The sequence below is a fragment of the Protofrankia sp. Cas8 genome (assembly GCF_963555845.1).
Taxonomy (GTDB): Bacteria; Actinomycetota; Actinomycetes; order Frankiales; family Frankiaceae; genus Protofrankia.
The window spans coordinates 1-26,330 of record NZ_CAUVXI010000013.1; the positions used below are offsets into that span (position 1 = coordinate 1).

21 protein-coding genes and 1 pseudogene are annotated in these 26,330 nt (G+C 69.0%); 11 read left to right on the forward strand and 11 right to left on the reverse strand.

Annotated features, from left to right (window positions below; all coding sequences use genetic code 11):
• Positions 1–422 (forward strand): response regulator (locus U9977_RS04070; protein WP_322747807.1); only part of this gene is annotated, 422 nt, incomplete at its 5' end.
• A 97-nt stretch (positions 423–519) separates the two neighbouring features.
• On the opposite strand, the gene U9977_RS04075 is transcribed toward U9977_RS04070, so the two are convergent.
• Positions 520–2,091: an alkaline phosphatase D family protein gene (locus U9977_RS04075; protein WP_322747808.1), complete on the reverse strand. Its 1,572-nt coding sequence runs from the start codon at positions 2,089–2,091 to the stop codon at positions 520–522.
• A 539-nt stretch (positions 2,092–2,630) separates the two neighbouring features.
• Here U9977_RS04075 and U9977_RS04080 point away from each other — a divergent pair.
• Positions 2,631–5,081 (forward strand): Hsp70 family protein, encoded by a 2,451-nt coding sequence (locus U9977_RS04080; protein WP_322747809.1) that lies wholly within the window; start codon positions 2,631–2,633, stop codon positions 5,079–5,081.
• 405 nt (positions 5,082–5,486) lie between these two features.
• Here U9977_RS04080 and U9977_RS04085 read toward each other — a convergent pair whose 3' ends face one another.
• On the reverse strand, positions 5,487–8,018 hold the full coding sequence (locus U9977_RS04085) for a serine/threonine-protein kinase (protein WP_322747810.1): 2,532 nt from the start codon (positions 8,016–8,018) through the stop codon (positions 5,487–5,489).
• A gap of 172 nt (positions 8,019–8,190) precedes the next feature.
• Positions 8,191–8,586 (reverse strand): metalloregulator ArsR/SmtB family transcription factor, encoded by a 396-nt coding sequence (locus U9977_RS04090; protein ID WP_322747811.1) that lies wholly within the window; start codon positions 8,584–8,586, stop codon positions 8,191–8,193.
• 69 nt (positions 8,587–8,655) lie between these two features.
• On the opposite strand from U9977_RS04090, the gene U9977_RS04095 reads away from it, so the two are divergent.
• Positions 8,656–8,787: a hypothetical protein gene (locus tag U9977_RS04095; RefSeq protein WP_322747812.1), complete on the forward strand. Its 132-nt coding sequence runs from the start codon at positions 8,656–8,658 to the stop codon at positions 8,785–8,787.
• A 56-nt stretch (positions 8,788–8,843) separates the two neighbouring features.
• A pseudogene (locus U9977_RS04100) lies at positions 8,844–8,993 on the forward strand (aquaporin family protein); the annotation flags it as partial.
• 85 nt (positions 8,994–9,078) lie between these two features.
• On the opposite strand, the gene U9977_RS04105 reads toward U9977_RS04100, so the two are convergent.
• The 4 genes from U9977_RS04105 to U9977_RS04120 form a co-directional block, all read right to left on the reverse strand.
• The gene (locus tag U9977_RS04105) at positions 9,079–9,840 is read right to left on the reverse strand and encodes an SDR family oxidoreductase (protein WP_322747813.1); all 762 of its coding nucleotides are present in this window, start codon (positions 9,838–9,840) and stop codon (positions 9,079–9,081) included.
• 136 nt (positions 9,841–9,976) lie between these two features.
• A complete protein-coding gene (locus U9977_RS04110) occupies positions 9,977–10,720 on the reverse strand; it encodes a DUF305 domain-containing protein (RefSeq protein WP_322747814.1) in 744 nt (247 codons plus the stop codon).
• Between the two features lie 7 nt (positions 10,721–10,727).
• Positions 10,728–12,188, reverse strand: a complete 1,461-nt coding sequence (locus U9977_RS04115; protein ID WP_322747815.1) for an FHA domain-containing protein — start codon at positions 12,186–12,188, stop codon at positions 10,728–10,730.
• Between the two features lie 255 nt (positions 12,189–12,443).
• On the reverse strand, positions 12,444–14,231 hold the full coding sequence (locus U9977_RS04120) for a glycoside hydrolase family 15 protein (protein WP_322747816.1): 1,788 nt from the start codon (positions 14,229–14,231) through the stop codon (positions 12,444–12,446).
• A 291-nt stretch (positions 14,232–14,522) separates the two neighbouring features.
• On the opposite strand from U9977_RS04120, the gene U9977_RS04125 reads away from it, so the two are divergent.
• Positions 14,523–15,023, forward strand: coding sequence for a hypothetical protein (locus tag U9977_RS04125; protein WP_322747817.1), 501 nt, complete (start codon positions 14,523–14,525; stop codon positions 15,021–15,023).
• Between the two features lie 61 nt (positions 15,024–15,084).
• Here the strand turns inward: U9977_RS04125 and U9977_RS04130 are convergent, their stop codons facing one another.
• Positions 15,085–15,288 (reverse strand): hypothetical protein, encoded by a 204-nt coding sequence (locus U9977_RS04130; protein WP_131745275.1) that lies wholly within the window; start codon positions 15,286–15,288, stop codon positions 15,085–15,087.
• A 255-nt stretch (positions 15,289–15,543) separates the two neighbouring features.
• On the opposite strand from U9977_RS04130, the gene U9977_RS04135 reads away from it, so the two are divergent.
• On the forward strand, positions 15,544–16,827 hold the full coding sequence (locus tag U9977_RS04135) for a glycosyltransferase family 2 protein (protein ID WP_322747818.1): 1,284 nt from the start codon (positions 15,544–15,546) through the stop codon (positions 16,825–16,827).
• Positions 16,824–17,660, forward strand: coding sequence for a class I SAM-dependent methyltransferase (locus U9977_RS04140; RefSeq protein WP_322747819.1), 837 nt, complete (start codon positions 16,824–16,826; stop codon positions 17,658–17,660). The genes U9977_RS04135 and U9977_RS04140 overlap by 4 nt, the downstream gene beginning before the upstream one ends.
• Before the next feature lie 1,536 nt (positions 17,661–19,196).
• Here U9977_RS04140 and U9977_RS04145 read toward each other — a convergent pair.
• Positions 19,197–20,759 (reverse strand): dolichyl-phosphate-mannose--protein mannosyltransferase, encoded by a 1,563-nt coding sequence (locus U9977_RS04145; RefSeq protein WP_416210467.1) that lies wholly within the window; start codon positions 20,757–20,759, stop codon positions 19,197–19,199.
• A gap of 153 nt (positions 20,760–20,912) precedes the next feature.
• On the opposite strand from U9977_RS04145, the gene rsmI reads away from it, so the two are divergent.
• On the forward strand, positions 20,913–21,791 hold the full coding sequence (rsmI, locus tag U9977_RS04150; RefSeq protein WP_322747820.1) for a 16S rRNA (cytidine(1402)-2'-O)-methyltransferase: 879 nt from the start codon (positions 20,913–20,915) through the stop codon (positions 21,789–21,791).
• 38 nt (positions 21,792–21,829) lie between these two features.
• On the opposite strand, the gene U9977_RS04155 is transcribed toward rsmI, so the two are convergent.
• Positions 21,830–22,354: a YdcF family protein gene (locus U9977_RS04155; RefSeq protein WP_322747821.1), complete on the reverse strand. Its 525-nt coding sequence runs from the start codon at positions 22,352–22,354 to the stop codon at positions 21,830–21,832.
• Between the two features lie 5 nt (positions 22,355–22,359).
• Positions 22,360–23,469, reverse strand: coding sequence for an ABC transporter substrate-binding protein (locus U9977_RS04160; protein WP_322747822.1), 1,110 nt, complete (start codon positions 23,467–23,469; stop codon positions 22,360–22,362).
• A gap of 164 nt (positions 23,470–23,633) precedes the next feature.
• On the opposite strand from U9977_RS04160, the gene U9977_RS04165 reads away from it, so the two are divergent.
• The 3 genes from U9977_RS04165 (at position 23,634) to U9977_RS04175 (ending at position 26,244) form a co-directional block, all read left to right on the forward strand.
• Positions 23,634–24,488 (forward strand): TatD family hydrolase, encoded by an 855-nt coding sequence (locus U9977_RS04165; protein WP_322747823.1) that lies wholly within the window; start codon positions 23,634–23,636, stop codon positions 24,486–24,488.
• A gap of 95 nt (positions 24,489–24,583) precedes the next feature.
• Complete coding sequence (rsmA, locus tag U9977_RS04170; protein ID WP_416210468.1) at positions 24,584–25,447, forward strand: 16S rRNA (adenine(1518)-N(6)/adenine(1519)-N(6))-dimethyltransferase RsmA; 864 nt, start codon at positions 24,584–24,586, stop codon at positions 25,445–25,447.
• Between the two features lie 113 nt (positions 25,448–25,560).
• Positions 25,561–26,244 (forward strand): hypothetical protein, encoded by a 684-nt coding sequence (locus tag U9977_RS04175; protein ID WP_322747824.1) that lies wholly within the window; start codon positions 25,561–25,563, stop codon positions 26,242–26,244.
• Positions 26,245–26,330 lie beyond the last annotated feature (86 nt).

The window sequence follows — 26,330 nt, forward strand, 5'->3', positions numbered from 1 at the left end:
TGGATGGCTTCGAGACTGCGCATCGGATCAAGCAGCGAGGTCGGACGCGGGACACCCCGATCATCTTCCTCACCGCGATCGACCGGGAGCCGCACCACGCCTTCCGCGGTTACGCGGTCGGTGCGGTCGACTACATTGCCAAGCCGTTCGACCCGTGGTTGCTGCGCGCAAAGGTCACGGTGTTCGTTGAGCTGTTCGAGAAGAACGAGCGGGTCGCCGAGCTTGCCCGGGCCAGGGTCCGGGACTTCGATCTGCTGACCGAGGTCGTCGAGCGACTGTCCGCTCTCGAGGTGGTGCTGGAGGGGGTGTCCCCTGGCAGGCCCGAGGAGACGATAGCCGCAGCCGCGGCCGAGGTACGCGGTCTGGTGACACGGTTGGCGCCGTTCGCCCGGCCCAGCGGCGCCGGAGTCGCCGGGTCCTGACCGGGTCCGGTCAGGACCCGGTCTACCAGGTGATCGACGAAGCCGGTGTCAGCGCACCGACCTCGTCGATCGTCGATCTGTGATTACACGTCGGCGATCAGGCCTTCACAGCACCCGGCGTGCCGTCCTCGATGACCCACTTGCTGTGCAGGAACATCTCGGAGTCCTGCTTGGTGAAGTCCCGCACCGCCCGAAGCTCGGCGGTCCAGTCTTCCTGGGTGATCGTGGACAGGATGTACCCACGGTAGTCGGAGTCGAACATCTTGATGTGCGGGTTGTCGGGGATCGCCTTCCCGATGATCGTCGGGAACGGGATGGGTAGCACGGTGCTGATCGACGTGCCGACCAGCTCGGTCGCGACCACGGGCGAGTTCGGGTCGCGGAAGTCGGTGTGCAGGTCGTTGATCAGGAACGCGTGGATGTCGCCGGTCAGGACTACCGGGTTGGACAGCTTGCTGTCGTACATGCCCTGCAGGACGGTGCGGCGCTCGGCCGCGTAGCTGTCCCAGAACTCGCTCCAGTACTGGACCGTCGGACTGGGATCGATGTCCAGCTGGGCCATCAGGATCTGCTGGGGGAAGACGTTCCACAGCGTCTTGGCGTTGGTGAATCCCTTCAGCAGCCAGTCACGCTGTGGCGCGCTCAGGATGCTACGGGTCGGCTCCTGGTTCTCGGTGCAGTTGACGAACTGGCCGCTGCTCACGCCGTTGTCGTCGCATGCGTGCGCGTCGCGATACTGGCGGGTGTCAAGGACGCTGAACTCGGCCAGCTTGCCGTAACGCAGCCGGCGGTACAGCCGGTAGTCCTGGCGGACCTTGTTCGGCAGCGGCATGTTCTCCCAGTACGCCTGGTAGGCGGCATTGCGACGCACCAGGAACGCGTCCTGCGGGCTGTTGTCCTGATTCGTCTGGAAGGTGTAGTCGTTGTCGACCTCGTGGTCGTCCCAGGTCACCGCCCACGGGTGGGCGGCGTGCGCGGCCTGGAGGTCGGGGTCCGTCTTGTACTGGGAAAGGCGCACCCGGTAGCCGGCGAGGTCGTACGGCTCCAGATTGGCGTGCAGCCGGGACCGTCCGGGCTTCGGCTTGGATTCGTAGATGTAGTCACCGAGGTGGAAGACGATGTCCAGGTCCTGCTCGGCGATGTCCCGGTAGGCCCGGTAGTAGCCCTCTTCGAAGTTCTGGCAGGAGACGTGGGCGATCTTCATCGCGGGGATGTTCCAACCCGCGCCCGGAGCGAGGCGGGTATGCCCGATGGGGCTGCGGTAGCCGTCAATCTCGAACGCGTAGTAGTAGTCCCACGCCGGGAGCAGGCCCTCGACCTCGATGTGGAGGCTGTGCGCCCACTCGGGCGTGGCGGTTGCCGTGCCGGTGCGGACCACGTGGGTCATGGCCTCGTCGTCGGCGACCATCCACCGGACCTTGTAGTTGGCGTTGGGCATGCCGCCGTCGGGGTCAAGCGGTGACGGAGCGAGCCTGGTCCACAGGACGACACCGTGTGACGTCGGCTCTCCCGACGCCACGCCCAGCGTGAAGGGGTAGCTTTTGATCTTCGGTGCACTTATCCGCGCGGCCGGCAGCGACGCGGTCGCGATTCCGGCCGCGGACAGCCCGGACACCACGAGAAAACCGCGGCGTGCCAGGCTCGGGTTGATCGAATCAATAGAATCCATAGCCCCCTCCAAGACTCGAATGGTCTACCTACGGAATGGTGTGCAGGACGGCCTTCCCCGCCGACCGGCCGTGGTCGGCCCTGACGGGGGCGAGCTGGCCACCTCAGTGCTTCTCGGATTTCAGCATCGCGTGCTGTCCGGGTGGTAAACGCATCGAAAATCGTTAACAAAGGATTAATCAATGAAGAAGGGTTCAGCGAAAAAACTCTGCCGGGTGCGCACGATTGTTTTTATCTATGGATCGATTGAATGTATGAATATACGGGGACGGTCAACAAATTGTTGACCAGTAGCTTTTTTGTGGTGGCGGGGTGTGACGGCTTGGGCGCGGGAGGGTCCGATGCCGGTCGTCCGTGGCGCCCCGCACTCCTTGGTCATGATCCATATTGCGTGATCGCGCTGCCGGGGCGACAACGTGCTGATCGACGGTATGTGGATGTAGTAAGACGCGGATATTGCGCCTATAATCCGGGCGGATAAGTTGATCGTGGGCACGTTGATCGGCGTGCTGGTCCTGCTCTTGATCAGCATCGTGGCCGATGTTCGGGGGCGTTGTGGGATATCAGGTGGGAGTCGACCTGGGCTCGGCCAACACCGTGGTCGCTGTGGCCGACGACGGTTGGCCACAGGTGCTGGCGATCGGCGGCGGAACCGACATTCCGACCGTCCTCTACGCCGCGCCCGGCGGTGAGATACAGGTCGGCCGGGCGGCGCAACGCCGCGCGGCCGCCGATCCGGGCCGGGCCGCCCGCGGCTTCCCGCGACAGGTGGGTGATCCGACGCCCATCCTGCTCGGTGACGCTGCCTATACCCCCCAGGCACTGGTGGCACGTCTGCTCGGCTGGGTCGTCGCCGCGGCCACCCGGCTGCGCAAGGCACCGCCTGATCACGTGGTCGTCGCTCATCCGGCCAGCTGGTCGCAGTTTCGGTGCGATCTGTTCACCGAAGCCGTCGGCCAGGTCGATGCCGCAGTCCCCATCACGGTGTGCTCCGCTGCCGACGCTGTCGGCGCGCTGCTCAATCGTCGGGGAGCGGCGACCCCCGGGGCATTCATGGGCATCTACGACCTGGGCGCGGGCTCCTTCGAGGCCGCGGTGCTGGCCGCGATGCCCGCCGGATTCCAGATTGCCGGTACCCCGGCTGGGATCACCCGCGCCGGTGGCATGGACATCGATGAGATCCTGCTCGCCTATGTCCTGCGCATGTTTGGTGACACCGCGTCCGGTCTTGACGACACGAATCCCGCGACGGCCACGGCTCTGCGCCGGTTACGGTATGAGTGCGCCCAGGCAAAGGAGATTCTCTCCGAGGACGACGTGGTTGATATTCCGGTTGACCTGTCATCGCTGGGTCTGCCCCAGGCCGGCCGCGATGCCATGCCGGAATCCGTGCGGTTGACCCGCGACGAGTTCGAGGCCCTTATCCGACCGATGGTGGACGACACGGTCCGGGTGTTCGAGCGCGCACTTCGTTCGGTTCCGGCGACGTCCGCGGACCTGTCAATGTTGCTCCTGCTCGGCGGCTCGAGCCGGATTCCCCTGGTTGGCCGGGTCCTCACCGAGGCATTCCCCGGCATCGGACGGCAGGAGGTCGGCTCGCCCGGCGATGTTGCCCTCGGTGCGGCGCTCATTGCCGCGCAGGGCGCGCACCAGACCGCGCCCCCACTCCAGACGGTGATCATTGCGCCGCCGGCATTGAGTGTCCCGCCGGCGTTGAGTGTCCCGCCGGGTTCGCAGATGCTTCCACCGTCAGGTCCGCCGGTGCGGTCAGTTCCGCCGATTTCGAGCAGCTGGCCCGGGGGAGCCCGGCCGTCGCCGAGCATGCCGCCCACGATCAGCGTGCCGCGGGCCGGGAACGCAGCGCCGGTCCCGGTCACCTCGGTCGAACCGGCCCACGCGGCCCACGCGGCCCACGCGGCCCGTCGGACGAAAAGGCGCGCGTTCACCGGCTTTGTCGGCACCCGACGGGGAATCGTCTCGGTGGCGGCCACGGTGCTCGTCCTGATCACGGCTACAACGGCCGGAATCGTCGTGACCGCCGACAACAGTGGGTCAGGTACCCCGGTCCCCTCGGCGTCGCTGTTCGCGGTGGACCCGGTCCAGACGGTGGCCGCGCCGAGCGAGGCGTCGGTCCGCCCCGACAACGTCGTCCTCGCCTCCGGTTCCAGCGAGGTCGCACCGATCACAGAAACTGCCTACGCGCTGTTCCGCCGGCAACAGAGCGGCGTTGCGGTCCGCGTCGAATCGACGTCCACCGACGACGGCTTCACGCGGCTGTGCCAGGGCAAGATTGACATAGCCGGGGCCTCCTTCGCATTGAACACCGCGTTCAAGGGCGATCCTGGCTGCGCCGACCGGGTCGCCGAGTTCGAGATCGCCCACAACACGCTGCCGGTCATCGTGAATCCGGCGAACACCTGGGCGCGGTGTCTGACGCTCAGCCAGCTCACAAACGTCTGGAAGAAGGGGTCGACAGTCACCAGCTGGAATCAGATCGATCCGAGCTTCCCGAACGAGCCGGTGGAGTTGTTCGGCCCGGCTCCGACGTCCGTCCACGGCCAGGTTTTCAACAACGAGGTGAACGGGGCGAGCGACAACGTCCGTGGGTACCGCGCGGTTGAGCTGGAAGCCGTGGCGCAGAACGTCGCCCAGAACAAGGACGCACTGGGCTTCCTCGACTTCCCGACGTTCGAGACCTACGGCAACAAGATTCGCGGCCTGGAGCTCGACAATGGCAGCGGCTGTGTGTCGCCCTCGGTGGTGTCCGCCGGGACCGGCACCTATATCCCGCTGTGCAAACCGCTCTACCTGTATGTGAGCAAAGAGGCCCTGCGTAAGCCGGCCACCGCCGCATTTGTCAACTTCTATGTGCGTAACGGCAAGGACATCGCGTTCAGGTCCCACGAGGTGCCGCGTAACGACGAGACGACGACAGGCAACATCAACCTTGCTGAGAAGCTCACTGCGGGGGTCGGCCCGGTCACAACATGACTGTGTCCGACGTGGGGCGTCGGACTGACAGGATCCCGTATTCAACCGTCGCGTATTCAACCGTCGCGTATTCGCCCGGCTGGCACGGCCGACAGTCACTCTTCGTCGGTGGATGGGGTACGTGCCGGCGCCAGGCGGCCCCGCGACGCCGCGTCCCCTATTGCCGGTCGCTTTTAACGATGTGAATCTGATGCTCCTACCACAACACCAGATTCACATCGTTTCCAAAAAGCGCCCGGATAGAAGATCACTATCCCGGCCTCTTCCGCCTTGCCGGCCGGGCGCGGACGGCCCGTGCGCTGATCGAACGATACTTCTCAACCTCCCCCTAGGGCCTGCTTCCTGGATATGGGTGGGGGCGATACCAGTGAAGATCCAGAAAGCAGGCCCTCATCGTCGCGGGGGCTATTGCGGGCAGGGGTCGGAGTAGGGAACCTGCGGAGCCCACTGCGTCCACCGCTCGCGGCTGAGTCGGAAGCGGGGATCCGCGCAGGCGGTCCGGGCAAGCGTGTCCGGACCGGTCGACAGCACCCGTAGATCGCCGTTGGAGCCGCCGGCCGCGAACGCGTAACCGTCTCCCGACACCGCAAGTCGGCTGACGGCCTTGTTCCGGTCGACGAGCCGGGTCAGTTCGACGGGTTTCGCGGTGGCGTCCCAGAACACGATGGCGCCGTCGGCGCCGGCGGACACCAGCAGACCGTCCGCGCCGAAGGCTGCGCCGGTCACGCGATCGTCGTGGGCGCTCAGGATGGCCGTCGCCCGCGGTTTGACGGGGTCCGTCAGATCCCACAGCCGCACCGTATGATCGTCACCACCGGTTACCGCGGCACGTCCATCCTGACTGAAGGCCACCGTTACCACCGCACCGATGTGTCCGGTCATGGTGGCGACCTGGTGGGGCTGCGCCGGGTCGGTCAGATCCCATAGCCGCACGGTTTCGTTCACGGCAGCGGTGGCGAGAAGCCGACCGTCCGGGCGCAGTGCGATGTCGGTCACCAGCCCGCTGCGGTTGGTCAGAAATGTGAGCGATGTCGGATGTCGCGGATCGCTGATGTCCCACAGCCCGACCGTTCCGTCCGCACCCACCGTCACCAGCAGTCTGCCGGAGGTGTCGAACACGAGCCGGACCACCGGGCTGATATGACCGTCGAGCCGGCTGACCCCGCCGGCAGCACCGGTTCCGCCGGTTCCCCCGGTCTCCCAGGTCCGGTCGGCCCAGAGCCGGGCGGTGTTGTCGCCGCCGCCGACCGCGAGGCTGCGGCTGTCCGCGCTCAGCGCGACACCGCTTGCCGGCCCGGTCACCGCCGGGCTGAGTTCGGCGGCCAGGGTCGGCTTGCCGCGGTCGCTGAGATCCCACAGCCGGACCCGGCCGTCGGCGTCGACCTCGGCGAGGGTCCGGCCACGGGCGTCCCAGGCGACATCGATCACCGTCGCGCCGCGTTGTGGCAGCGACACCGCGGATGACGCGACGAATGACGCGACCATGGCGCGCCGTGCCTGGGTCGTCGGGGCGATCCGGTATGCGGCGACGGCGAGTTGGCCGGCCAGCTCTGGGTCGCGCTGACGCTGTGTGTCCGCGTTGCCGGCAAGCTGCCGGGATACCGCGGCTCGGTCCACGCCCGTCGGACCGCTGTTTCGGCCTGCGGTTGCGACGGCCAGGACGGACGCCGTCGCAACCGCCGCCGTGAGACAGCTGAGCAGGACAAGCCCGCGTCGGCCCAGGCGCCGGCGGCGTGGGGCGGGCGTCACGGGGGCGGCCATTGGTCGGGCTGGCATTGATCCGGCTGGCATGGACCCCGCCGGCGCCGGCGATACCGCGGGGTACGGCGATACCGCGGGGTACGGCGAGACCGGTACCGGCGAGACCGATACCGGTCGCGGCGGTCGCGGCGGTACCGGCGGTACCGATGGGACGAGCCCCACGGTGCCACCGCCGTCTGCCGGCGCTGGCGCCGCCGCCGAATCACGCTGCGGGAGCGCCAGGCGTCGGCGCGATCGACCGCCCCCCGCGGATCCTTTGCGCAGCCGTCCCGTCGATCGTCGGGTCGTTTCGGGTCCGCCCAGGCTCGCGGGGTCCAGGCTGCCCGTCAGGACGGCCCGCAGCGCGTCCGCACTCGGGCGTTCGGCTGGATCCTTGCGCATCGCGCGGGCGACCAGTTCGCGCAGGTCGTCGGGGATACCAAGAAGGCGTGGCTCGTCGTGGATGATCCGATAGAGGATCACTTCGGTAGGTCCTTCGCCCCATGCCGGATGGCCGGTCCCGGCGAAGATGACCACGCTTCCCCAGGCGAACACGTCCACGGCTGACGTGACGCCCTCGTCGAGGATTTGCTCGGGCGCCATGTAGGCGGGTGTGCCGATCGGTTGTGCGCCGACATGGCTGATGTTGGTCAGAATGCTTGCCGACCGGGCGAGCCCGAAGTCGATCACTTTGGGGCCGACCGGTGACAGCAGCACGTTGGCCGGGGTCAGGTCGCGGTGGATGATGCCGGCATTGTGGATGGCGCTCAGTGCCGTTGCTACGCTCAGTGCGAGATGTTCAAGGTCGGCGGGTCGCAGCGGGCCGCGGGCGCTGACCATCCTCGACAGCGTCGGTCCCTCGACGTATTCGGTGACAAGGTAGGGCTGGGGGCCGTCGGGGTCGGCGTCGAGTACGGCCGCGGTCGCGAAGCGCTTCACCTTGCGGGCGCTTTCGGCCTCACGCCGGAACCGGGCGCGGAACTCGGGGTGTTCGGCGAGATCCGGGCGGATCACCTTGATCGCTACCCACTGGCCGTCCTGGCCGGAAGCGTCGGGGCGGGAGGCGAGGAAGACGGCACCCATCCCGCCCTGCCCGAGGCGGCCTGCGACGCGGTACGGTCCGAGCTCGCGGGGGTCGTCCGGCCGCAGCGGAGCCACGACAGCGCCCGACACGGGCGGTGGCGTCGTTCCCGGCACGGCTGCACCCCCCGGAAACGCGTCGACTTCCATGGTCCGATAGTGGTGTCACGGTACGCCACGCCCATGGTGGGGCGTCCAGAGCCTCGTGGCACCGGATGTTCGATCGCGATCATTCTCGCGCACCCGCCGCCGTCAGGGCAATCCCGTTATGGCGGGCGGCTCGGCGAGTTCAGCCGGATAGCGTGCCACCCGCGGGATCCTCACCCGGCGTAATCAGACTGCCGAGAGCGGCCAACCGTGCGGGAACGGCCTGGTAATAGGACCACACCCCGCGTTTGTCACGGGTGAGTAGGCCGGCGTCTACGAGCACCTTGAGGTGGTGGCTGATCGTGGGCTGGGTCAGTCCCAGTGGTTCGGTCAGCTCGCACACGCACGCCTCACCGCCGGCATGGGCGTAGATCAAGGAGAGCAGCCGCAGCCGGGTGGGGTCGGCGATGGCCTTGAGGACACCGGCGAGCTGGGCGGCCGCCTCGGCGGAGAGGGGTTCGCGCGAGAGCGGGGTGGCGCAGGCCCAGTCCGCATTCGCGGATGCCTCCGTCCCGAAACGGATGCTGGTCGCGGTCATGACTTCAGCATGCCTCGGCTATTGACAGCCGTCTATGGCTGGGGCACGCTCGACACCATCGAGATATAGATGTTTGTCGATGTCTGGAGTTTGGTCATGATGGCGAGCCGGGTGCAACTGGCACTGAACGTCTCGGATGTGGATGTGGATGTGGATGCGGATGCTGGCGAGCTGTTGACCGTCATCACCCCCGCCCCGTGACCGCCGGGCAGACCCCGCCGCTGGCACGGCGGCTCGCGGCGGAGGCGGTCGGCAGCATGCTGCTCGCCAACCTGATGTTCGACCTGCCGGCGGTATCGATCTCCACCCATCACCGGGCGTCCGGACCACACCTGCTGTCGGAGGTCGTGGCGACCGCGGGCCTGCTGCTTGTCATCTTCGCGCTGGCCCGACCCATCCGCGACGACATCGATGCCAGGGTCCGCGCCCTGCTCGCGGATCTTGTCCCCGCCGACGTCTGATCATCTGGGACGTCCGCAATGCCGGGCACTCTTACCCGGGCGGCAGCATGCGCGTCGGGCGCATCACGACCTCGGTGACGGTTGTGTGGATGGGCAGCGCGAGCACCGCCGTCACCATCTCGGCGACGTCCTGCGGCGCCATGAGCGCGTCTGGCGCCCAGGGCCGGCCCTCGGCCTGGAGCACCCGGCGCTGCATGGCGGTCGCCGTCCGGCCCGGAAGCATCGTGCACACGCGGACGTCGGCGTCGGCCACCTCTGCGCGCAGGCTGTCCGCGATCGCGCGCAGCGCGTGCTTGGTGGCGGCATACTGGCCGATCTTCGGGCTGGCGGAGATGCCCTGGGTCGAGTTGACGAAGATGACGTCCCCGCCGCAGCGTCGGCCGGCGCACAGCAGATCCGGGAGCAGGAGCTGGGTGAGGGCGTAGGGCGCACGGACGTTCACCGCGTACTGGTGGTCAAGGTCGCTGATGTCCGCGTCCGCCATGGGCGAACGTTGATAGGCACCAGCCGAGTGGATCAGGATGGACAGGCCGCCGAACTGCCGGCGGACAGCCTCGGCGAGCTCGGCCCGGGCATCGGTGTCGGTGATGTCCGCCCGGTGGAGGTGGATCTCGGCTCCGTGGCCGCCCGCCTGCGCGGCCAGCGCGTCCAGCGCGGGCTGGTCCCGGCCGGTCGCGATGACCGACGCGCCCGCGACGGCGAGCCGCACGGCGATGGCGTGTCCGATCCCGCTGGACGCGCCGGTCACCAGCGCCGTGCGGCCGACCAGCTCCGGCGGCCGATGCGCGGTCATGCGCGGCCGAGATGGTCCGCAAGGCGGTGAAGCCCCGCCACCGCCTCGGGGAAAGCTCGGGTATCCGGGTGGGCTGTGGTCACAGCCGCCTACGGTACGCCCGAGGTGTCCTCGTTCCGGGCACTCCAAGTCCGCATCAGGCCGGGGGAGCTCCCATGGCGTGCAGGTCGGCCTCCATCTGGTCGATTTCGATCGCCTGGTTGATGACCATCGCCCGGGCCAGTGCCCGCACATCGGGCTCCTGTGCGCGAGCCGCGGCCTCCTGCGCCATCGTGAGCCCGCCACGGTGATGGCGGATCATGAGGGCGAGGAAGAGGGTGTCCAGCTCCCGCCCGGAGGCCTGCGACAGCTGGCCCAGTTCTGCGTCGGTGGCCATTCCGGGCATCCGCGTAGAATTCGTGGTTGCCCCGTCATGCCCGGAAGCGTCATGCCCGGAGCTGTCATGCCCGGAGCTGTCATGGCTCGCCAGGTGCACGGATCGCATCCAGCCCATCGGCGGGTCGGTTGAGATCTGCGCCAGGCCCCACTGGGTCAGCCACGCCGACATGATGCCGATTTCCCGCTGTTGGGTGAGCGCAACGTCCTCGGCGACACCACGTTGTGTCATGTCGGCGCCCCCGCGGAACTCGACCATTGCTATCTGGACGGCCTGGGCATGATGGGCGGACATGTCGCGGGCGAACCCGGCGTCCACGGAACCCTCGCCGGGAGCCTGGTCGACAAGCCCGCGCAGGCCTGCGCCTGCGGCCAACAGGGCGACCACCAGGGCCAGCACCAGCGGCACCCAGCGGGAGGCTCGCCGTAGCCGCGCCGTCCGGGCGCCGCCTGTGTCGTCGCCGCCTGTGTCGTCGCCGCCCACCTCGGGCCTCTCGGTGGCCACGCTGCGCTCAGCCCTGCATCGGCGGGTTGAACACGAACGTCCGCTTGCCCACCTGGACCCGGGTGCCGGGGACAAGCGGAGCCGGGTCGTGCGGGTTCAGCGGTGTCCACACTGTCGCCTCGGGCGGCGCGATGTAGGTGCCGTTCGCCGAGCCCTGGTCGGCGATGACCGCGTCCCACCCGCTGAGCGTGATGACCGCGTGGACCCGGGACACCGCACTCTCGCCGTCCTCGAGCATCAGCGGGCGGGCGCGACCCGCCTGTACCGCCTCGTCCCGGTCGGGCTGCCGGCCGATCACCAGGTTGGTATCGACGTGGACCTCGGTGCCGTCGTCGAGGAGGATCACCCCGATCGTCGGTCGGGGGCCCCAGACCGGATTGCCGGTCTGCCGGGCCAGCGACAGTCCGCATTCGGTGCAGTAGGGCGCGTCGGGGTGGTTGAAGTGGTCGTTGGTGCAGAGGATTCCCTCGACCTGCGCTTCGGACTGGCCGGGCAGCATGGTCGGGGCGTCCTGGTCGTCGAACAGGTCGGCGACATCGAGACCGCGGCCGGGCAGTTCGGTAAGCGCCTCGCTCTCGGTGTCCTCCATCCGGGCGGCCGCCGAGTCCCGGCCTGCGAGTTCGGTCGGCGGGTCGCCATCGGCGGCCGTGAGCGCGGCGAAGTCCGCGGCCTGGGTGGGCTGTCCGCTCTTGGGCCAGTGCGCCCCTTGCGCGATGTCCTGGCTGTTGAGTGGGGCCAGCGCCGGTGGCGCCGTGGACATCGACGACATCGGCGACATCGGCGACATGGACTCGGGGGAAGACCCTGCCCCCGCTCCAGCACCCGACGACGGGATCGGCTCCGCCGAGGTCATCGGGTCGCGCGGCCCGCCGATTTCAGCCAGGAAGTCCTCCTCTGCCCCCCTGGGCACGACCGGTATTGGCGAGTCGGAGATCACCAGTGACGCTCCGATACCGGGTACGGCGCCGATTCGCAGGTCCAGCGGGAAGGCTTCGCGCGTCGGCTCGCTCACGGCGCCGACGATGCCGCCGGGCCCAACTGTGCCAACCGGCCCGATGTCAAGTCGACCGACCTCGGCGGGTAGGAGGCGGTCCACCCAGGTGGCCGACTCGGCGCCGGACAGGGCAAGTGGGGTCGGCCCGTAGGCGGCCAGCTCCATCGAGCCGTGGATCAGCGCGGCCAGACGGTCACCCACCCCGGCCAGCAGGGTGAAGTCGGGTACGGCGTCCGGGTCGGCGTCCGCGAGCAGCCCCGCAACCCGGCGTACCAGCCGTCGGCCCGTAGTCGACGCCGGCCCCGAGTCACCGGCGACCTCGGCGCACATCGCCAGCAGCGTCTTGGCTACCTCGTGAGTCTCGGGACGCCCGGCGCGGGCGACGACAAGGACTCCCGGCAGACGGACCACCACCCCGGTCTCGGCTCCGCGTCCGGTCACCACCTCGACCCGGAAACGGTCAAGTCCCGCCATCGTCGCGCCCCTCGTCCATCGTCCCTGCAGCGTCCCTGGCTCAGCCCTGGTGGGCCGGATGTACCCACCCATCCTGCCGGTGGATCCGGCACCCGTCAGCAACATGTCGTCTTCCAGCCGACATGCGGGCACCCACCGCTGTTGTGTCGTCTGTTGTGTCGTTCAGCGGTGGCCCGGGGCATCGCCGGGCCACCGCCGGGCCACCGCCGGGCCACCGCCGGGCCACCGCCGGGCCACCGCCGGAGGATTTCGGAGTCAGCCGAGGGTCCGGTCCAGGTGGACGGCCGCACTGATCAGGGCGAGATGGGTGAACGCCTGTGGGAAGTTTCCCAGGGCCTCGCCGGACGGTCCGATCTCCTCGGCATACAGGCCGACGTGGTTGGCGTAGGTGAGCATCTTCTCGAACACCAGCCGAGCCTCGGTCACCCGGCCCGCGCGGGTGAGCGCTTCGACGTACCAGAACGAGCACAGGTTGAACGTGCCTTCGTCCCCGTGCAGACCGTCGCTGCCGTCGGCGGCGTAACGGCGTACCAGACTGTCGCTGACGAGGTCCTCACCGACGCGGTCGAGGGTTGACAGGAAGCGCGGGTCGGTGGGTCCGGCGAACTTGACCAGCGGCATGCACAACAGGGAGGCGTCCAGCCTGGCTGACCCGGGATGTTCCATGTATGCGCCGCGGGCCGGATCCCATGCCGCGTTCTGAACGAAACGGTACGCGCGGCCGGCATAATCCTTCCATTCGTTCGTGGGGCCGGGCAGCCCGCGCTGGCGGGATATCCGACACGCACGTTCAAAGGCCACCCAGGTCATCAAGGCTGAATAGGTGAAGCGTTGCCGGCCGCCACGCGTCTCCCAGATACCTTCATCCGGTTCCTCCCAGTGTTTGGCGAGCCAGTCCAGCTGGCGGGAAAGCGCCTCCCACAGCTGGAAGGAAATCGGTGCGGCGAGTTTGTTGTACAGGTAGACCGAGTCCATGAGCTCGCCGTATATGTCGAGCTGGAGCTGGCCGGCGGCGCCGTTACCGATCCGTACCGGTTTCGAGTCGCGGTAGCCGCGCAGATGCTCGAGCACGATCTCGTCAAGATCGGCGTTGCCGTCTACGCTGTAGAGGACGTGCAGGCCTTTGCCGGCCGGCGCCTCGTGGCAGCGCTGTTCCAGCCAGTCCATGAAAGCTGCGGCCTCGTCGGTGAACCCGAGCGTCATCAGAGCGTATGTGGTGAACGCGGCGTCGCGGATCCAGGTATAGCGGTAGTCCCAGTTTCGGATGCCGCCGAGTTCCTCCGGCAGGGATGTGGTCGGCGCGGCGACCAGCGCCCCGGTCGGCCGGTAAACGAGCAGTTTGAGAACGAGCGCAGAACGGTTCACCATCTCCCGCCAGCGTCCGTGGTACCGGCTGCGGCGCAGCCACGTCTGCCAGTAGGTGAGGGTGCGGTTGAACAGGCGGTCCGCCTCACCTTCCACGAGCGGGCGGATGGGCGTGTTCCATTCCAGGACGACGTCCGCGGTTTCACCGGTGTCAAGCGCGAATGTCGCGGTGACGCCGTGATCGTCGGCGACAAGAGGTACGCAGGTGCGTAGGGTGAGGGTTCCGACGGGGGAGTCGAACACAGCTCCCTGACCGTCAACAATCGTAACCGTATGCGATGCGCGCCCATAGTCGAAGCGCGGGTGGCAGCGTAGGGAGAACTCGGCTCGCCCACGGACAGCCCGGGCCTGGCGGACGATCACGTGCGGGGCCTCGGTGATGTCGCTGTCGACCGGGACCATGAAGTCGACGACCTCTCCGACGGCCTGCGGCGCGAGGAAACGCGTCATCAGCACGTTGGAGTCCGGTAGGTAGAGCTGCTTGGCACGGGAACCGGGACAGTGGATGCGGAACGCTCCGCCGCGTTCGGAGTCGAGCAGGCTCGCGAACACCGATGGGCTGTCGAAGCGCTGCGGGCAGTACCAGTCGATGGTGCCGTCAGTCGCGACGAGTGCTACCGTGCGCAAATCGCCGATGACCGCGTGTTCCTCGATGGGGGGATAACCGGTGTCGCGCATTGGTGGCCTCCGGGTGGGTGCCAAAGGATCGTCCGTTCCAGCGATTCCGCGAACGTACGTCCACCCCATGGCTCGCGGGCATCAACTCCGTGAAGTGTCGGGTTATGCATGGTCGGGCCGCCGGCGCCGGAGAGGCATAGATCTGTGACAGCGGGTGTGCCCCGTCCCCCGAAGCGACGGGCGCAGAGGGGCGTAGACGGGCGCCTGTGTCGGCCACCACCCATATCACCCTACGATCACGCCATGCCGGCGCAGAGACCAACGGCCCCCGATGGCCGAGGCGGTCTCGTTATGTTCGCCACCGGTGACCGGGTATCCCCGGCGGATGATCTTGGTGGCGGAGTCTGGTCGCGGTGCGGAACCGTCCTGGCGGTGCACGCGGCACCACGGCGCGAGTCCGGGCTGGGCGAAGAGGACGGGGTGCGGGTCGAGACAGCCGGCTGGGTACCGCCGAGCGCGGCCCGAGCAACGGTGCTCTGGGACGACGGCACGGCTGAAATCATCGCCGAGGACCGCCTGTTCATGGTCTACGATCAGCAGGAGCCGATCGGTATCCGCGTCGTCACCCTGCCCATGCAGGGTTCCATCGACATCGTCGAGCACGGCGGGCACATCGTGCTGCTGCTGCGCGAGGGTCTGCTGCCTCCCCACGAGCTTGCGGATCTGCGGGACAAACTGCGCAGAGTCCGCGCGTCACTCGCGCCGGAGAGCGTCGACAGTCGTTCGCCGGCGGAGATCCGCCGGCGCGACCTCGAACTGCTGCGTGCTCTTATCGCCCAGCTGACCGGCTAGGGCCTGTGGCTGGCGCCACCGTCCCCATCCACAACCCGCTTCGCGGTGATGTGGGTCGCCGTCACGACGTGGAATAAGGGCCTGGGCGCACGGCTGGGCCGCCATAGGAGCTGCCGTTGAGGCTCCCCCGGGGCGGCTGCTCGGTCATCGCCTGACTGACCTTGGACGCGATGGCTTCGGTCAGTCGGATCGCCTGCGTGAGCGACAGGTTGAGCACGATCTCGCTGTCATCGGTCATCGCGAAGCGTACCGACACATCCGCCATGGTGGTTCCTTTCCTCCTGCGTCGGCCGCGAGTGGCCGCGGTTGGTGCTCCACGATCCCCGATCGTGCCATCGCGCCGACAGGTACCCCCCGGCGGGCTCGGCCTGCGCTCTCGGGCTTCGGTGAATAATTTTACGGAAGGTTCTAAAAATTTTACCCAACGTGACAGACCCGCGGGTCACCGTTGCCGCTGTTTCGCCTTAAGTATCAGTACTGTCACCGATGGTATCCATTGTCGATCATCTCGGGAGGCTGGGTGACTGAGAATCGGGCGGCCTTGACGGCCCGGCCAGCCGCGGTTGCGATCGCTGGACACGGCCGGACGGACCCAGTCGGTACCGGCACCGGACGCGGCGCCGTAGAGATCCCCGCAGAGGTTTCCGTCGAGATTTCCGTGGTGATGCCGTGCCTCAACGAGGAGGCGTCGGTCGGGGCCTGCGTTGCCAAGGCGTTCGCGGGCCTTGCCGCGGCCGGTCTCGGCGGAGAGGTGATCGTCGTCGACAACGGCTCGACGGACGACTCGGTAGCGGTCGCATGCTCGGCCGGCGCGCGTGTCCTGACGGAGCCCCGACGCGGCTATGGAAACGCGTACCTCACCGGATTCGCGGCCGCTCGCGGTCGCTATCTGGTAATGGGTGACTCCGACGATTCATATGATTTTTCGGAACTTCCTGTGCTCGTCGAGCCGTTGCGGATCGGCCGCGCCGACTACGTTCTCGGCTCCCGCTTCACCGGCAGGATCATGCCTGGTGCGATGTCGTGGTCCCATCGCTATCTGGGTAATCCGGTGCTGACCGGGATCCTCAACCGGATCTTCGGTCTCGCTTCGTCCGATGCCCATTCCGGGATGCGTGCGTTCACCCGCGGCGCGTATGAGCGGATGGATCCGCGGTGCGAAGGAATGGAGCTCGCCTCCGAGTTGATCATTTCGGCTGCCCGGGCCGATCTGCGGGTCGAAGAAGTGCCGATCACATATCATCCCCGGGTCGGTGCGTCCAAGTTACGGTCGCTTCGGGACGGCTGGCGGCACCTGCGTTTCATGTTGCCACTCGCACCTCGTCACCTGTTCGTCGGCCCGGGGCTGGCGTTGCTGGGGCTTGGCGTCGCCGGGCAGCTCGTACTCTTGCCCGGCGCCCTCGACGTCGGCTTTCACCGCTTCGACGTTCATTTCTGCGTGTTGTTCGCGATGGTTGCCATCCTCGGTTGGCAGGTGGTGCTCCTCGGGCTCTTCGCCGATGCCTACAACCGCGGCCTGGGCTGGGCTCAGCGTCCGCGCCGCCTGCTCGCCTGGGTGGACCGGCGGTTTACCCTCGAGCGCGGCCTCGCGGCCGGCCTCCTGCTGTTTGTCATCGGGTTGGTAATCGACGCGGTCGTTCTCGCTCGCTGGATCGCCGCTGGTCTCGGCCCGATTGACGAACTGCGACCGGCTCTGCTGGCCATGACGTTGATGGTGCTCGGTGCGCAGAGCGTCTTCGCCTCCTTCTTCCTGCATCTACTGACCGTGGGTCGCCCCGGATCCGCCGCAGCGGGCTCGACATGACCGCGGTGCTGGCCGGTGAGCCGACGCTGATCCCCGTTTCCGCCGGCGTAGACCCGCGGGTACTGGAGAATCATCTGGGTGGCGCGGACGCGGTCAACTACCGGCGTTTCGAACTCGACCTCGTCTCGCCGTACTGCGGCCGGCGCATTCTGGAGGTCGGGTCGGGTCTTGGAGACTTCGCCGCGGGCCTGCACGGTTATGATCATCTCATCGTCTCGGATACTGATCCGTTGTGTCTACGGACACTGAGTGCCCGCTTTGCCGGGCGCGCGGATGTCGACGTGGTCACGCTCGACGTCGCCGGTCGGTCCAGGGCTGGCCGGCCGGGGGCCAGTCGGTCCGGAGCCAGTCGGTCCGGGGCCAGTCGGTCCGGGGCCGAACGGGCCGCGGCGTTGGTGCCCGCGGTGCGTCCGGTTGACACATTGATCATGATGAACGTCCTGGAGCACATCGAAGACGACGTGGCCGCACTGCGACGGCTGTCCCGCCTGGTGATTCCCGGCGGTCGCATCGTGCTGTGGGTGCCGGCCTATCCGGCGCTGTACGGCGAGTTCGACCGCATGGTCGGTCATTTCCGTCGCTACACGCCAGCCACCCTGCGGCGGCCGGTGGAACTGGCCGGCCTGCGCGTCGAGCGGGTGCATCCCGTGAACCTGCTGGGCGGCATCGCCTGGTGGGCGGCTGTCCGGCGGGCGGGCCAGCGCAGCGCGGACCCTCGGCTGGTACGCCTGTACGACCGGGTCATCGTGCCGATCAGCCGATGTGTCGAACGGCGGATCCGGGTGCCGTTCGGACAGTCGGTGTTGTGCGTGGCGACCCGGCCGGTGCCGTGACGGGCCGCTGCATGACCGGCCGCTGCATGACCGGCCGCTGCATGACCGGCCGCTGCATGACCGGCCGATGACGTGGGTTGGCCGGCGCTGTGGCGGCAGACGAGTCGGTTATGCGCCCGGCACCGCCTGTTCGCGGTGCTGGTGGCGGGCGGTAGCCTGCTGCGGCTCGCGGCGCTCGCCGCCTACTGGCCGGCGTTGGAGTTCTACGGCGACTCGTATTCCTACCTGCGGTACGCCCGCGAGCTCAGCCCGGATCCGGTCCGGCCGTTCGGGTACTCCGCGTTCCTGCGCCTGTTCGCGTGGTCACCGTCGTTGGTGGTGGTTCCTGCCGTCGCGCACCTGTTAGGTCTCGGTATCGGTGCCGCGCTGTACTACCTGTCGCTGCGGCGTGGGTTACCCCGGTGGCTCGCGGCGTCGGCTGCCGCGCCTGTTCTGCTGGATGCCTATCAGGTGGACATCGAGCAGATGGTCATGGCCGAGACGCTGTTCGCCACCCTGCTGGCCGCGGCGATCGTCGTGCTGCTGTGCCGCGCACGCCCGACCGTCGCCATGTCCGCCGGCGCCGGCATCCTGCTGGCCGCGGCCACCCTCACCCGTTCGGTGGCGCTGGTGCTGGGGTTGCTCGCCGCCGTCTACCTGCTCGCCCGCAAGGCCGGGATCCGACGGCTGCTCGCATTCGTCCTGTGCTGGGCAGCACCGCTGCTGGCCTACGCGGCCTGGTTCGCCGCCGCGCAGGGGAGTTTTGCGCTGCAGAATGTCGACGGGATGTTCCTCTGGGGCCGGGTCGCGCCGTTCGCGGACTGCGCCCGTTTCGAGGTGACGCAGGGCGAGATCCCGCTGTGCTCTCCGCATCCAGCCGACGAGCGGCCCGGGCCCAATTTCTACGACTGGGACCGCGCCAGCCCGCGGTACCGCTTTCGGGCGTTCGACGCGCAGACCAATGCGTTGTTCCGACACTTCGCGATCAAAGTGATCGTGGCGCAGCCCCACCAGTACGCCACGCTGGTGGCACATGACGTCGCGCACTACTTCTCCCCGTCGCGTCACGCCGAGCCACCGGACTGGTATCTCGGGAGCTGGCGGTTCCCGTCCGGGCGGGTTGATCCACGCTGGCACATCGACCTGGTGCTGTGGGACGTCGGCGGCGCGGCCGTGCCCCGCCGTTATGATCCGCTGCTGGGTGGTCTGCTGCGGGGATACCAGTCGTTCGGCTTCATGCCAGGCCCGCTGCTCGGCGCCTGCGCGCTGGTCGGTGTCCTGGCGTCGATGGTCGCCTCCGGTTATGGTTCCGTCCGGGCACGCCACGACTGTCTGCTGTTGGTCGCGATGGGGCTCGCCCTGCTGGTGGTGCCCTGCGCGACCGCGGTGTTCGACTACCGTTACATGCTGCCGACCCTGGTCTGCCTGCCGCTGGCGGGGGCGTTCGGGCTGAACCAACTGCGGACCGTACGGTTGCAGATCCGCAGAGTTCGGTACCATTCCATCCACTCCATCGGACGACGCGCGCGGGGCGACCTGACGGGCGTCGGGTGGCGGTCAGATCCAGCCTGGGAACCACATCCGGATCCGCCATGCCGAGGTCGGGATCACCTGCGCTGCCATGATCGGATAGAAGTAGACGAACAACAGGACGACGATGATCGCATAGACGCCGACCACCAGCGACCCGACCAGGCGACGCGTCTCCGAAGCGGTTCTGGGGCCCAGCGCGACACCTGCTAGGGCGGTCAGGCCGAGCACGAGGAACGGCAGCAGCGGCAGAGCGTAGAACAGGAACATCGTCCGGCTGGGGAATGCGAGCCACGGCAGGAACGACGTGCCGAAGCCGACCAGGACGAGGGCCGCCCGCCAGTCACGGCGGCTCGCCCACAGCGCGAGGACACCGAGCAGAGCGAGGGTGCCGAGCCACCAGATCGCCGGGTTGCCGATCGCCAGAATCTCCCGGGAGCAGCCGGCCTGGGCGCTACAGCCGGATTCGCCGATTTTGGGTGCGCCGTAGTAGTAGGCGACCGGGCGGCCCAGCACCAGCCAGCTCAGTGGCTTGGACGCGTAGGGATGCGAGGCGTCGAGGTGCTCGTGGAACTGGTAGATCAGCATCTGGTAGTCCCACCAGCCGCGCAGCGCTGCCCACGCGCCGTTACCGAATTGGTGTCGGTTGTAGCCACCGTCGGTGACGAACCAGCCGGTCCACGTCGCGAAGAACGTCACCACCGGCAGGACGAGAAAGCTCACCGCCCAGATCGGGGTGTCCCGGGCCAGCGCGGCCAGGATCGGCCGGCGCGCACCCGCGGTCCGGCGCGCACCCACGTCCCAGGCGAAGGCAAGCGCGGCGAACCCGACGAGGGTGTAGAGGGCACTCCATTTCACCCCCATGGCCGCACCCAGACACAGCCCGCAGGCCAGCCGCCACGGGCGTGCGCCGAGCCACGGGCCGCTGCCCGTCAGGGCCGAGTGCGGGCCGGTGCCTGCTAGGGCCGAGGGCGGGCCGGCGCCTGCTAGGGCCGGGCGCCCCGTCCCGTCCTCAGCTGCCTCGGCCTTCGCCCGGTTGGCCGCCAGCCGGGCCGCAAGTCGGGCGCGGCCGTCGTCCCGGTCGAGAACCAGACAGGCCAGCGCCAGCACGAGACCGGTCATCAGGAAGATGTCGAGGATCCCGATCCGGCTCTGGACGAACTCCAGCCCGTCGAAGGCGAGCAGGAGCCCGGCGAAGCAGCCGAGCAGAGTCGAGCGGAACATCCGCCGGGCAGTACGGGCGATGACGAGCACCGCGAGCGTCCCCGCGACTGCGGAGGCGAAGCGCCATCCCAGCTCGGGGTTGCCGTGCCGGACCCCGGCGCAGTCGGTGTAGCCGAAGAGCCATTCGGAGGCGGCCATCAGCCACTTGCCCAGCGGCGGGTGGACGACGAAGCCGGGGCCGTTGCACCCGCTCTTGATGTCGCTCAGCTCATAGCCGTGCGTCATCAGGCTATAGGCGTCGTGGGTGTAGTAGACCTCGTCGAAGTAGATGCCACGCGGCTCGGTGAGCTGCCAGAACCTCAGGACGCCGGCCACCGCGGCAAGCGCGAGCGACGCGAGCCAGCCGGCCAGTCGGTCGGTCGGCATCGGCGCCACCAGCCGGTCGGACGGCGGCCGGCCGCCGTCGTCGTGGGTCAGGGCGACCGCGGGGGCCTGCGTGCCCTCGCCGCCCAGGGTCGGATAAGTCGCTGTCACCGCCACCGCATCAATGTAGGTCGTGGCTCCTGGCACACTCGGCGGGTGTCCGGGACTCTGGTGCTGTGCGGTGCGCCGATCGGTGATGTCCGCGATGCCAGCCCGCGGCTTGGCGAAATCCTCGCGAGCGCCGACATCGTCGCCGCCGAGGACACCCGCCGGCTGCGTCGGCTGACCGCCGCACTCGGGGTCACCATCTCCGGGCGGGTTGTCTCCTGCTTCGACGCGAACGAGGCGTCCCGTGCGGACTTCCTGCTCGCCCAGTTGCGTGCCGGCGCCACGGTGGCGCTCATCACGGACGCAGGCATGCCTGCTGTCTCGGATCCGGGCTTCCGGGTGGTGGCCGTCGCCGTCGCGGCCGGGGTGTCGGTCACGGTCGTCCCCGGCCCGTCCGCGGTGACCGCCGCGCTCGCGGTCAGCGGGCTGCCCACGGACCGCTGGGTGTTCGAGGGTTTTCTGCCGCGCAAGCACGGCGAACGTCGGTCACGCCTGGCCGAGCTCGCCGGGGAGCGACGCACTCTGGTCATCCTGGAGGCTCCACACCGGTTGCCCGCGACACTGGAGGATCTTAGCGCGGCCTTTGGGGGGGATCGCATGGGCGTGCTGTGCCGGGAACTGACCAAAACCTGGGAGGAGATCGTCCGGGTCGATCTTGCCGGCCTGTGCGAATGGGCGCACGGCCGGGACATCCGCGGAGAGATCACTCTGGTGGTGGCGGGTGCGCCGCCACCGTCCCCACCCGCTCGGGCAATGGTTGCCGGGACGCCGGCCGCGGCGGCCTTCGCCGTGACACTCGCAGCCGAGGTCGCGGGGCACGAGGCCGGCGGGACACCCCGCAAGGAGGCCATCGCGGCGGTGGCGGTGGCTCACGGCGTACCGCGCCGCGCCGTCTACGACGCCGTGGTCGCGGCCAAAGCCCGGTAGCGGGGCGGTCCCGCTGGGTGTCGCCTGCCCGCCGCGATTCAGCAGCTGCGCTGGATGGTCAGCGCCTTCACCGTTGCGGCCCACTCGTAGCTGATCATGTATGGCCAGGCGTACCACCGCGGCGACGCGGTGGCGAACAGGGCACGTCCGTCATAGCAGCGGTCCAGCCGCAGCCGTGCCCTGGTGCCCTGCGGGGTCCCCACGACGACCAGGACGGACCGCCAGTTGTAGCGGGCGGCGAGCGCCGCGGTCATCCGGGCTTCGCCCTGGGTGGTGAGCGGGTCCGGCCGGAAGCAGATCACCCGCACGTCGGGGACCGCGACCGGACAGCGGTCCTGGCCGTAGGGGTTTGACACGGCGAGCATCGGCGCATACCCGGATCGGGCGAGTTCGACTGCCTTGGCCAGCCGCCCAGGGCTTCCCGCGTACATCACGATCGCGTCGACCTGCGTCGGGGCGTCGGTTGTCGGCCAGACGAACAGCCGTGCGCTCGCCGTGAGGAACACCACAGCGACCGTACCGAGAATGATCATGATTCGGGAGCGCCGCTGCCCCACTTTCACCGGTGTCACGCGGCTTCGGGCCACGGCTGCCCGCCGCGGCGGCGCGGGTAGTGCAGCGGGGCCCGCAAGCGGTCGGGTGGCCAGACCGTGGCGGCGACACCGTCCTGCCACTGCACCAGATGACCCTGATGCCCGACCTGTAGCCCGGTGGCGGGGTCGAGGCGAAAGCGACCCAGCACGGTGGACGTGTCCAGCGCATATGCCGTGGCCAGTACCGCGGCGTCGTCGAGCAGGGAGCCGTCGACCTGGTCGAGCATTCGCACGCACCGCCCGAGAATCAGCCCGGCGGCGAACGCGACCGCTGCTGTCGCCGCCGGCGGCTGGTCGTGCATCTGCCGGTAACGGCTCACGAACTCCGACACGCTCGGGCCGGTGCCGGCCGCAGCGGGCAGCTGCGGCGACCAGGCACGCGGCCCCAGCAGCCCGTCACGCCGATCACCCAGGGTGGCCAGGGCATCGTCGTGCCCGGCGGTTGAGAACGCGGCGGCCCGCCACGGTCTGCGCAGGAGGATCTCGGCGGCGGCTGCCTCATCGTCGGGGTCAGCCTGGACGATCAGGACGTCCGCCGCCGGGAGCCGGCGTGCCGCGGCCCCCGCCTGCCCCGGGCGAAAGACACTGGATGTGACGTCGAAGTTCCGGGCTGCCGCTGCGGCGCGCGTCACGGAAACGATTTCCAACGCCCAGTCGCCGGCAGCCACCATTACTGCGAGCCTACGTGCTCGGCGGTCGGCGGAACGTACCGCAGCGAGCACTCCGCGCGTCCAGGTGGCCTGCGGCGCGGCCATGTTGATGATGTTCGGGACGGCCTGCCGGACGAAGCGCGTCGACGGTGCCGCGATGTTGAACAGCACCCGGTCGGTCGCGGCGCAGGCCGCGAGGGCGGCCTGCGGTCCGTGCGGGCCGAAGATGGCGTCAGGGTTGGCGGCCGCGGCGGACCGCGTTGCCGCGCCCGGGTGCGGGTGGGCGTCGTATGCGGTGACGTTGATCTCGTCCCACGCCGGTGGCAGGTGCTCGTCGCGTGCCCACAGCGTGGCGGCACGCAACGCGGCCAGACCATGGGCGGCCGCCGGGCCGGTCAGTGGCGTCACGAGGGCGACGGTGAGCGGTGAGGACATCGGTATCTGTTTACCAGGTGATGAGTCGGCGACACCCCGGTCATAGCGGGACAGGGTCACGACACCTCCGGCCAGATGGAGGCCGTCCGTAGGATCTGGCGTGGGCCACCCCTTGGCGCATGGGGGCGGGACGGCGGCGGAACGGAAGGGCAGGTGGCCGGCGAATGGCACGGGATGCCGGAGCACGCGATGCCGGAGCACGCGATGCCGGCCGCCGTGGCGAGCCGCCGCGGCCGCCGGAGCCGCTGTCGGTCGAGGTAGTCGACAGCCACTGCCATCTTGACATCATGGGTGGCGATGTGGCGCACGCTGTTGCCGCGGCGCGTGCTGTCGGTATCCGCCGGATGGTCAGCGTGGGGATCGACCTGGAGACCAGTCGTTGGCAGGCGCGGGTCGCGGCGGAGCATCCGGACGTGTACGCGGCTGTCGCGATCCACCCGAACGACGCCGCCGACGGCGTCGACGAACAGACGTTCGCCCAGATCGCCGAGTTGGCCACGCTGCCGAAGGTGCGGGCGGTCGGCGAGACCGGTCTGGACTACTACCGCACGCCGCCCGAGCGGCACGCCGCCCAGCAGGATAGCTTTCGCCGTCACATCGCGATCGCGAAGCAGACCGGCCGCACCCTCATGATTCATGATCGGGAGGCGCATGACGACACGCTGCGGATCCTGGCCGAGGAGGGAGCGCCTGATCGGGTGGTCTTCCATGCCTTTTCGGGCGACGCCGGCATGGCGAAGATCTGCGCAACTTCCGGTTACGTGATGTCATTCGCCGGCAATGTGACGTTCAGAAATGCGGGCAGCCTGCGGGACGCCGCTGCCGTCGCACCTCGTGACCTGCTGCTCGTCGAGACCGACGCGCCGTTCCTGACGCCGGAGCCGTGGCGGGGCCGGCCGAACAGCCCGTACCTGGTACCGCTGACGTTGCGGGCGATCGCCGCCGCCCGCGGCGAGGACGTCGACACCCTGGCCTCGGCGGTCGCCGCCACGTCCGAGCGGATGTTCGGGCCCTGGTAGGCCGTGATGCTGTTGCCCGTGACGCCGCTGCCCGCCACGCCGCTGCCCGTGACGCTGGTACCGCCCGGGAGGCTCGCATCGGGGTCGACGGGCTGCTGACGCCGGTGGACGTGCGTGCCATCGTCGGTGAGCTGGGCGTGCGACCGACCAAACGGCGGGGCCAGAACTTCCTCGTCGACCCGAACACCGTCCGCCGCCTGGTACGCCTCGCCGCGGTCGGGCCCGATGAGACGGTCCTGGAGATCGGCCCGGGACTTGGTTCGTTGACTCTCGGGCTGATCGCGGTCGCACGTCGTGTCGTCGCGGTCGAGGTGGACACACTGCTCGCCGAGGCCCTGCCGGCAACGGCGGTGACCCGGCTCGGCCCGGCCGCAGCGTCCCGGCTGACCGTCGTGGCCGCCGACGGGCTGCGCCTCGTGCCCGCGGACCTCCCCGGCGACCCGCCGGATGTCCTCGCCGCGAACCTGCCGTACAACGTTGCCGTGCCGCTCCTGCTCGGGGTGCTCGAACGGTTCCCGTCGGTCGGGCGCGGGTTGGTCATGGTGCAGGCCGAGGTCGCCGACCGGCTGACCGCGGCGCCGGGTGGACGGGTGTACGGCGTGCCGAGTGTGAAGGTCGCCTGGTACGCCTGCGCACGTCCGGCCGGCGCGGTGCCGCGCGCGGTCTTCTGGCCACAGCCGAACGTCGACTCGTCCCTGGTGGCGTTCACCCGGCGTGAGCCCCCGGGTCCGCCGGCGCTGCGCGGGTCTGTTTTTGCCGCGGTGGACGCGGCGTTCGCGCAGCGCCGCAAGACCCTGCGGACGGCGCTTTCCGGTTGGGCGGGCTCGGCCGCAGCGGTCGAACGCCTTGCGCGCGCCGCCGGTGTAGACCCGTCCGCCCGCGGTGAAACGCTGGCCGTCGCAGACTTCACCCGCCTGGCCATCGCCCGCGCCGCTGACCCACCCGTCTGCGGAGACTGAGCTGAGCTGGGCCGCTGTGTTCCGAGTTTGCGGTGGGTCAAGTGTGCTGCGGTGTCAGCCTGGTCATATTGTTCCATCGCTGCCGTCGGGTCAGGGTGGAAGTAGGTGCGTTCGTGTCCGAAGGCGCGGAGCTGTTAGAAGGCACGGAGCTGTTAGAAGGCGCGGAGCTGTCCGCAGACGCGGAGCTGTCCGAACACACCGGACCGCTGGCGGTGGGGGGCGGCTGGACGCTGCTTCCCTGGGACGGCGACCCTGGATCTGATCGGCCGTCCGTGGTCGAGACCGCGGCGGGCACGCCCATCCGACATCGACGGTTGCCGCCGGCCACCGGCGGCGGCTGGCGGGCGGGCGCCAAGGTGGCCGTGGGCCTGTGCGGGCTTGGCGCGGTTCTCGGCATCGTTGTCATGGCGGCGGGTCACCGTCCGGATGACGCGGCGGACCACCCGGTTGCCGGCGTGCGCTCAGAGCGCCCCGAGGCGATCGACGACCAACCGCGGTTACCGGCGTCGGCGGATGCTGGACCCTCCATCACAGCGGGTGGGGCTGTGCCGGCTGTGACCGTGCCCGCTAGCAGCCCGGTCTCCCACGCGGGGGCCGCGGTTCGGTCCGCAGAGCCGCCTTCGGTCTCAGCGCAGCCGGCCACGACGCCGGCCGCTGCGGCCCAGTCGTCGCCACCGGTACCGGGCATGACCGTGTTGCTGCCCTCCGCCCAACCGTCGTCCACACCGTTGCTCGCCCCGTCGTGCCGTTCCGGTCATGGTCACGGGCATCAGACACCCAACTGCCAGGTCGGCTGAGAATTCCTGATCGCCCGGCGGGGTGGAAATGTCGGACCAGACACTTATTCTGAACATATGTTCGAATCGTCTGATGGGTGTGCCGA

Excerpts from the sequence above, each read along its gene's own strand:
- U9977_RS04160 (WP_322747822.1), bottom strand. The coding sequence starts at position 23,469 with ATGTCCTCACCGCTCACCGTCGCCCTCGTGACGCCACTGACCGGCCCG.
- U9977_RS04095 (WP_322747812.1), top strand. The coding sequence starts at position 8,656 with ATGTTTGTCGATGTCTGGAGTTTGGTCATGATGGCGAGCCGGGTGCAA.
- U9977_RS04075 (WP_322747808.1), bottom strand. The coding sequence starts at position 2,091 with ATGGATTCTATTGATTCGATCAACCCGAGCCTGGCACGCCGCGGTTTT.
- U9977_RS04140 (WP_322747819.1), top strand. The coding sequence starts at position 16,824 with ATGACCGCGGTGCTGGCCGGTGAGCCGACGCTGATCCCCGTTTCCGCC.
- U9977_RS04165 (WP_322747823.1), top strand. The coding sequence starts at position 23,634 with ATGGCACGGGATGCCGGAGCACGCGATGCCGGAGCACGCGATGCCGGC.
- U9977_RS04090 (WP_322747811.1), bottom strand. The coding sequence starts at position 8,586 with ATGACCGCGACCAGCATCCGTTTCGGGACGGAGGCATCCGCGAATGCG.
- U9977_RS04105 (WP_322747813.1), bottom strand. The coding sequence starts at position 9,840 with ATGACCGCGCATCGGCCGCCGGAGCTGGTCGGCCGCACGGCGCTGGTG.
- U9977_RS04130 (WP_131745275.1), bottom strand. The coding sequence starts at position 15,288 with ATGGCGGATGTGTCGGTACGCTTCGCGATGACCGATGACAGCGAGATC.
- U9977_RS04080 (WP_322747809.1), top strand. The coding sequence starts at position 2,631 with ATGTTCGGGGGCGTTGTGGGATATCAGGTGGGAGTCGACCTGGGCTCG.
- U9977_RS04115 (WP_322747815.1), bottom strand. The coding sequence starts at position 12,188 with ATGGCGGGACTTGACCGTTTCCGGGTCGAGGTGGTGACCGGACGCGGA.
- U9977_RS04125 (WP_322747817.1), top strand. The coding sequence starts at position 14,523 with ATGTTCGCCACCGGTGACCGGGTATCCCCGGCGGATGATCTTGGTGGC.
- U9977_RS04145 (WP_416210467.1), bottom strand. The coding sequence starts at position 20,759 with ATGCCGACCGACCGACTGGCCGGCTGGCTCGCGTCGCTCGCGCTTGCC.
- U9977_RS04120 (WP_322747816.1), bottom strand. The coding sequence starts at position 14,231 with ATGCGCGACACCGGTTATCCCCCCATCGAGGAACACGCGGTCATCGGC.